Source organism: Sphingomonas sp. CCH15-F11 (genome assembly GCF_001557005.1).
Lineage (GTDB): Bacteria > Pseudomonadota > Alphaproteobacteria > Sphingomonadales > Sphingomonadaceae > Sphingomonas.
In genome coordinates this window covers 1-6,156 of the sequence record NZ_LSKG01000148.1, presented here as the reverse complement: position 1 = coordinate 6,156, position 6,156 = coordinate 1, and the positions used below count along the sequence as shown (strand labels likewise).

At 67.1% G+C, this 6,156-nt stretch carries 6 protein-coding genes; 3 read left to right on the top strand and 3 right to left on the bottom strand.

The genetic code is table 11. From position 1 onward, the window contains the following. The 3 genes from AX709_RS19520 to AX709_RS15320 form a co-directional block, all read left to right on the top strand. Positions 1–290: putative signal transducing protein (locus AX709_RS19520; protein ID WP_331709722.1), on the top strand; the 290-nt coding region annotated here is incomplete at its 5' end. 162 nt (positions 291–452) lie between these two features. Then, on the top strand, positions 453–791 hold the full coding sequence (locus tag AX709_RS15325; protein ID WP_066483382.1) for a P-II family nitrogen regulator: 339 nt from the start codon (positions 453–455) through the stop codon (positions 789–791). Between the two features lie 14 nt (positions 792–805). Further along, positions 806–2,230, top strand: coding sequence for an ammonium transporter (locus AX709_RS15320; RefSeq protein WP_066550618.1), 1,425 nt, complete (start codon positions 806–808; stop codon positions 2,228–2,230). 128 nt (positions 2,231–2,358) lie between these two features. Here AX709_RS15320 and AX709_RS15315 read toward each other — a convergent pair whose 3' ends face one another. The 3 genes from AX709_RS15315 to nudC form a co-directional block, all read right to left on the bottom strand. After that, positions 2,359–3,942, bottom strand: a complete 1,584-nt coding sequence (locus AX709_RS15315) for a GMC family oxidoreductase (RefSeq protein ID WP_066550617.1) — start codon at positions 3,940–3,942, stop codon at positions 2,359–2,361. After that, positions 3,876–4,952, bottom strand: a complete 1,077-nt coding sequence (locus AX709_RS15310) for a sterol desaturase family protein (protein WP_231727549.1) — start codon at positions 4,950–4,952, stop codon at positions 3,876–3,878. The genes AX709_RS15315 and AX709_RS15310 overlap by 67 nt, the downstream gene beginning before the upstream one ends. A gap of 181 nt (positions 4,953–5,133) precedes the next feature. Beyond that, positions 5,134–6,000 carry an NAD(+) diphosphatase gene (gene nudC / locus AX709_RS15305; protein WP_066550616.1) on the bottom strand — a complete coding sequence of 289 codons (867 nt, stop codon included), beginning with the start codon at positions 5,998–6,000 and terminating at the stop codon, positions 5,134–5,136. Positions 6,001–6,156: the final 156 nt, after the last annotated feature.

The window sequence follows — 6,156 nt, the reverse complement described above, 5'->3', positions numbered from 1 at the left end:
CCGGTGCGTTGACCGGGCTGATCCCCCGCATCATTCGCTGGATCGAGACGTTGGGCCGCCGCGCCGCACCACCCCCCGGCGACGAACCGCCCCGCCTGGCCGAACTGGGGCGGTATGACCGCATGGAGGCGCATATCATCATCGGCCGGCTGGAGGCCGAAGGCATTCCGGCTGTGACGTTCGACGGCGAAATGAGCCTGGGCGATGGCAGCGCGCTGCTGATCCCGGTGCGCGTGATGATCGATGCCGATGACATGATGGCCGCGCGCCGCATCGTCGCGGCATGCTGACGCCGCGCGGCACTGCCTTGTTTTTGAGCACGCTTTAGCAGCTGCACAATTTTAACACATTTGTAACGTGTCGACCGCCCCGGCCAGCGCGGAACCGCGGGCGTACGGGCCTTGGCATGTCTTTTGCACTGCAGCACGACGGGAGCACGATAAGGGGGTCGAATGAAACTCGTCATCGCCATCATCAAGCCGTTCAAGCTCGATGACGTCCGCGAAGCCCTAATGGCGATCGGCGTCGCGGGCATGACCGTCACCGAGGTCAAGGGGTTCGGCCGCCAGAAGGGCCAGACCGAAATCTATCGCGGCGCCGAGTACAGCACCAACATGGTGCCCAAGATCAAGATCGAGCTGGTCTGTGCCGACGATCTCGCCAGCCGTGCGGTGGAGGCGATCCAGGCCGCTGCCAACACCGGCGCGATCGGTGACGGCAAGATCTTCGTCCTCGACGTCGGCCAGGCGGTGCGCATCCGCACCGGCGAAACCAACGAGACCGCGCTGTGAGCCAGGGGGGTTCCATGAAGCAATTGACGAAATATGCCGGCGCGGCCGGCCTAACGCTGTTCGCCGCCCTGCCCGCCTGGGCGCAGGAAGCGGCTGCGGCCGCACCGGCGGCGCCGTTCACGCCGACCGCCGAAATGGTCAACAAGGGCGATGTCGCCTGGATGCTGGTCGCCTCCGCACTGGTGCTGATGATGTCGGTGCCGGCGCTGGCGCTGTTCTATGGCGGCCTGGTGCGCACCAAGAACATGCTGAGCGTGCTGATGCAGGTGCTGACGATCGTCTGCGTGGCCGCGATGGTGTGGTTCAGCTGGGGCTATTCGATGGCCTTCACCAATGGCGGCGACCTGAACAAATATGTCGGCGGCTTTTCCAAGGTTTTCCTGGCCGGCGTCGATCCGACCACGCTGGCGGCGACCTTCTCCAACAGCGTCTACCTGCCCGAATATGTCTTCGTCATCTTTCAGATGACCTTTGCCTGCATCACGCCGGCGCTGATCGTCGGCGCGTTCGCCGAGCGGGTGAAGTTCACGCCGCTGATCCTGTTCACGGTCGCATGGCTGACGCTCGCCTATTTCCCGATCGCGCACATGGTTTGGTACTGGGCGGGCCCGGACTTCCTGCACGCCGCCCCCGATGACAGCGGGCTGCTGTGGGGCTGGGGCGCGCTCGACTTCGCCGGTGGCACCGTGGTGCACATCAATGCGGGCGTCGCCGGTCTGATCGGCTGCATCATCATCGGCCCGCGCGTTGGCTACAAGAGCGAGCCGATGCCCCCGCACAGCCTGGTGATGACGATGATCGGCGCGTCGCTGCTGTGGATCGGCTGGTTCGGCTTCAACGCCGGATCGGGCCTGGAAGCCAATGCGTTCGGCGCGCTGGCCTTCATCAACACCTTCACCGCCACGGCGGCAGCGGGCGCGACCTGGGCGATCATCGAACAGATCGTCCACAAGAAGCCGTCGCTGCTGGGTGCGGCCTCGGGCGTCGTCGCCGGTCTGGTCGCGATCACCCCGGCGGCGGGCTTTGCCCATCCCGGCACCGCGATCCTGCTCGGCGCGGTCGCCTCGGTCGTCTGCTTCTTCTTCGTCACCACGGTGAAGAACAAGCTGAAATATGACGACACGCTGGATGTATTCGGCATCCACGCGGTGGGCGGCATCGTCGGCGCGGTCGGGACCGGCATCGTCGCCAACCCCGACTTCGGCGGACAGGGCTGGATCGACTACACCGCGCCGGTCGCCAAGGCGGGCGTCTATGACATGGGCGCGCAGATCATGACGCAGATCTGGGCGGTCGGCACGACGATCGTGTGGACCGGCGTGGTCAGCGCCGCGCTGTTCCTCGCGCTCAAATATACGATCGGCCTGCGCCCGACCAAGGACGTCGAAGTCGAGGGTCTCGACATCAACGAACATGGCGAGCGCGCCTATAACTACTGAGTTTGCCGGGGCGGGCGGTGTCCGCCGCCCGCCCCGGTCCCGAGTTCCTCCTGCGGACCCCTGGCCCGGTGTGAAAGCACCGGGCCATTTTTTATCATCGGCCCGTCAGCCCCGGGATCGCGACCCTATCACGCGGCCAGATGCGCGCGAACGAAATCGGCGCAGCGTTCGCCGATCATGATCGATGGCGCATTGGTGTTGCCGCTGACCAGCTTGGGCATGATCGACGCATCCGCCACCCACAGCCCGTCCACCCCACGCACGCGCAGTTGCGGATCGCAAACCGCATCCGCATCCGCGCCCATCCGCGCGGTGCCGACGGGGTGATAGATGGTGTCCGAACGCGCCCGGATCGCGGCTTCGAGCGCGGCATCGTCGTCGGGATCGACCGGATAGCGTTCGCGCCCGCCCCACGCCGTCATCGCCGGCACCGCCATGATGCGGTACATCAACCGCACGCCGCGCTTCAGCAGGTCGAGGTCGCGCGGGTCGGAAAGGAAGGCCGGGTCGATCACCGGCATGTCGGTGACATCGCCCGAGGCGAGGCGCACCGTGCCCGTGCTTTCGGGCCGCAACACGCAGGCATGACAGGAATAGCCATGGCCGCGCCGGGCCGATCGGCCGTGATCGTCAACCGGCGCGATGACGAAATGATATTGGATGTCGGGGGCGGGTGCGGCCGGATCGACCGTAACGAACGCGCCACTTTCGGCGAGGGGCGTCGTCATTGCGCCGGTGCGCCGCCGGTGCCATTCGATCACTGCGCCAAGCGCGCGCAGATTGCCGAGCAGCGACTGACCCAGAAACCCCGGCGCCGCGCTTTCGTAGATCGCGGTGTAATCGAGATGGTCCTGCAGGTTGGTGCCGACCACCGGCCGGTCGACGTGGACCTCCACACCCTTGTCGCGAAGATGCGCGCCCTCACCGATGCCCGACAGCATGAGCAGCTGCGGCGTCGCGAACACCCCGCCCGCGAGCACCACGCCCGCGCGTGCCCGGATCACCCGGCGCTGACCACCGCGCCGATAGGCGACGCCGCACGCGCGCCCGTCCTCGAACAGCACCCGCTCGACCACGCACCCGGTCAGCACGTTGAGATTGGCGCGCGAGGTGTCGAGATAGGCGCGCGCCGACGACCAGCGCTCGCCGCCACGCTGCGTCACCTGATACATTCCCGCGCCGTCCTGGCGCGCGCCGTTGAAATCGGGATTGGCGGGAATCTGAAGCTGGGCGGCGGCCTCGACGAAATCACGGCTGGCGGGGTGGGGTGCAACCTGTTCGCTGACCCAGAGCGGACCGTCGTCGCCATGCCAGGTATCCGCGCCACGCACGTTGCGCTCGGCGCGTTTGAAATAGGGGAGCACGTCGGCGTGAGACCAGCCGGTACAGCCCATCGCCGCCCAATTGTCATAGTCCCAGGCATTGCCGCGGACATAGAGCATCGCGTTGATCGCGCTCGATCCGCCAAGCCCCCGCCCGCGCGGCTGATAGCCCCGCCGCCCGCCAAGCCCCGGCTGGGGCACGGTTTCGTATTTCCAGTTGGTCTTGTCGGTCTGCTTGGCAAGCATGGCCGGCATCAGCGTCAGCGCCTTGTCATTGCGCCCGCCGGCCTCGAGCACCGCGACCTTGAGGCGGGAATCCTCGCTCAGCCGGCCGGCGACGGCGCTCCCGCCCGATCCGGCGCCGATGACGACGATGTCGGCTTCCTCCACGCTTCGCTCTCCTCGTTTTTTTGTTCGGTGTCGACTTTGCCGACGTCGCGGTGCCGGCCCTCTCCCCCACCCGGCCACCCACGAGCGTATCCTGATGGGTGGCCGGGTGGGGGAGAGGGCCGGCACCGCTCTATTTCAAGCCAACGCGCGCGGATGCTGTCGGATGTCGCGCGGCTGGCGTCATGGCTCCATCCCGGCGGGCCGAAGGCATAGCCCAGCCGCGCACGCCAGCCCGGTGCATGCCACAGATCGCGGGCGATCCCGACCCATTCGTGGAACGCCGCCCAGATGAGATTGAAGCTGCCCAGATCGCGGATCAGGCCATAGCGCGGGCGATCGTCGTCGCGCTCGCGCTCGAACGTGCCGAACATCTTGTCCCAGATAATGAAGACCCCGGCATAGTTGCGGTCGAGATAGCGCGGATTGGTCGCGTGATGGACGCGATGATGCGACGGCGTGTTCATCACCGCTTCGAACCAGCGAGGCATGCGCCCGATCACTTCGGTGTGGATCCAGAACTGATAGACCAGGTTGAGCCCCGCGACGAACAGCACCATCGCTGGCGGAAAGCCGATCAGGAACAGCGGCAGGCGGAAGATGAAACCGGCGGAGATGAACCCGGTCCAGGTCTGGCGAAGCGCGGTCGACAGGTTGTAGTGCTGCGAGCTGTGGTGGATGACATGGCTGGCCCAGAACCAGCGGACGCGGTGGGCGCTGCGGTGGAACACGTAATAGGCCAGGTCGTCGAGCACGAAGGCGACGACAAACCAATACCATTGCCAGCCAATGTCGAGCCAGCGGAACTGATACACCCACAGGGCGATCGCGACGACCAGCCCGCCGGTCAGCAGCCCCGCGACGGTACTGCCCAAGCCAAGCGCGAGCGAAGTCAGCGTGTCGCGCGGGCAATAGCGGCTGCGGTCGCGCAACCGCGCCACGAACATTTCCGCCAGCACCAGCAGGACGAAGGCCGGAATCGCCAGGTCGACGGGGTTGGGCAGGCTGGGCATCGGCCGAGCTTACATTCGTGTCAGCAATCGCGCCAGCGGATCGATAAGGATCCGGCTTGTACGTAATACGTAAGGAGCCGTCACCCCGGGCTTGACCCGGGGTCCCGCTTACAGCGCCGCGGCAAGGCAGCATGGCCCCGGGTCAAGCCCGGGGTGACGTGAAGACAGAGTTTTGGGTTGCCTATCCTTGGCCCGCCCAATGGCTGAGCAGCGTGTGCGCGATCGCGTAGCGCGGCGGGCCGAGGAAGGGCGCCGACGGGTCGCCGGCCAGCGCCGCGCGGACCTCGTCACGCGTGAACCAGCGCGCGTCCTCCAGCTCATGGGCGTCGATCGCGATGTCATCCGACTGCGCGGTGCCGATCGCGGCGATCATCAGCGACGATGCGAACGGCCAGGGCTGGCTGGCGACGTAGCGGATATCGGTGACCGCGATGCCGACTTCCTCCAGCGTCTCGCGCGCCACCGCTTCCTCGATCGATTCGCCGACCTCGACGAACCCGGCCAGGGCCGAATAGCGCCCGGCGGGCCAAACGGGCTGGCGGCCCAGCACGACGCGGTCGCCGCGTTCGGCCAGCATGATGACGACCGGGTCGGTGCGCGGGAAATGCTCCGCGCCACAATGGCCGCACCGCCGTGCCCATCCGGCGCGGAAGATCGTCGTGGCATGGCCGCAATTGGCGCAGAAACCGTGGCGCAAATGCCAGTCGACCAGGCTGCGCGCGCAGGCATAGGTCGCGGCCTCGGCATCGGGCATCAACCCCAGCATCTGGAACAGGGCGGGCGACCGGCCGGCCGGCGGACTCGTGCCGGGAATCAGCGCGGCAAAATGCGGCACCTGCCCACGAAAACCGAGGAACAGGAAATCGGCGTCGTCGGGCGCATCGGTCAGCGCCCCCCACACCAGCCGCCCGTCCGCATCCAGCTGGGGATCGAGCGCGTCGAGCCGCAGCAGCCGCGCGCGCGGGTCGCTGAACGCCGCGGTCAACGCGGCCTGGTCGTGACGGATGCGATCGGCCCGGTCGAGCCAGCCGCCGGTGAAGCCGGTCACAGGTTACTTCGCCGGCGCGAGATCGCGATACACCGCGCGGGTCACATCCGTGCGCAGCGGCCATTTGTCGTCGGGAAAATAATTGACCATCGCGGTGCCGCGCACCCGATTCTTCGGGTCGACCCAGGCGATGGTGCCGGCCGCCCCGCCCCAGCC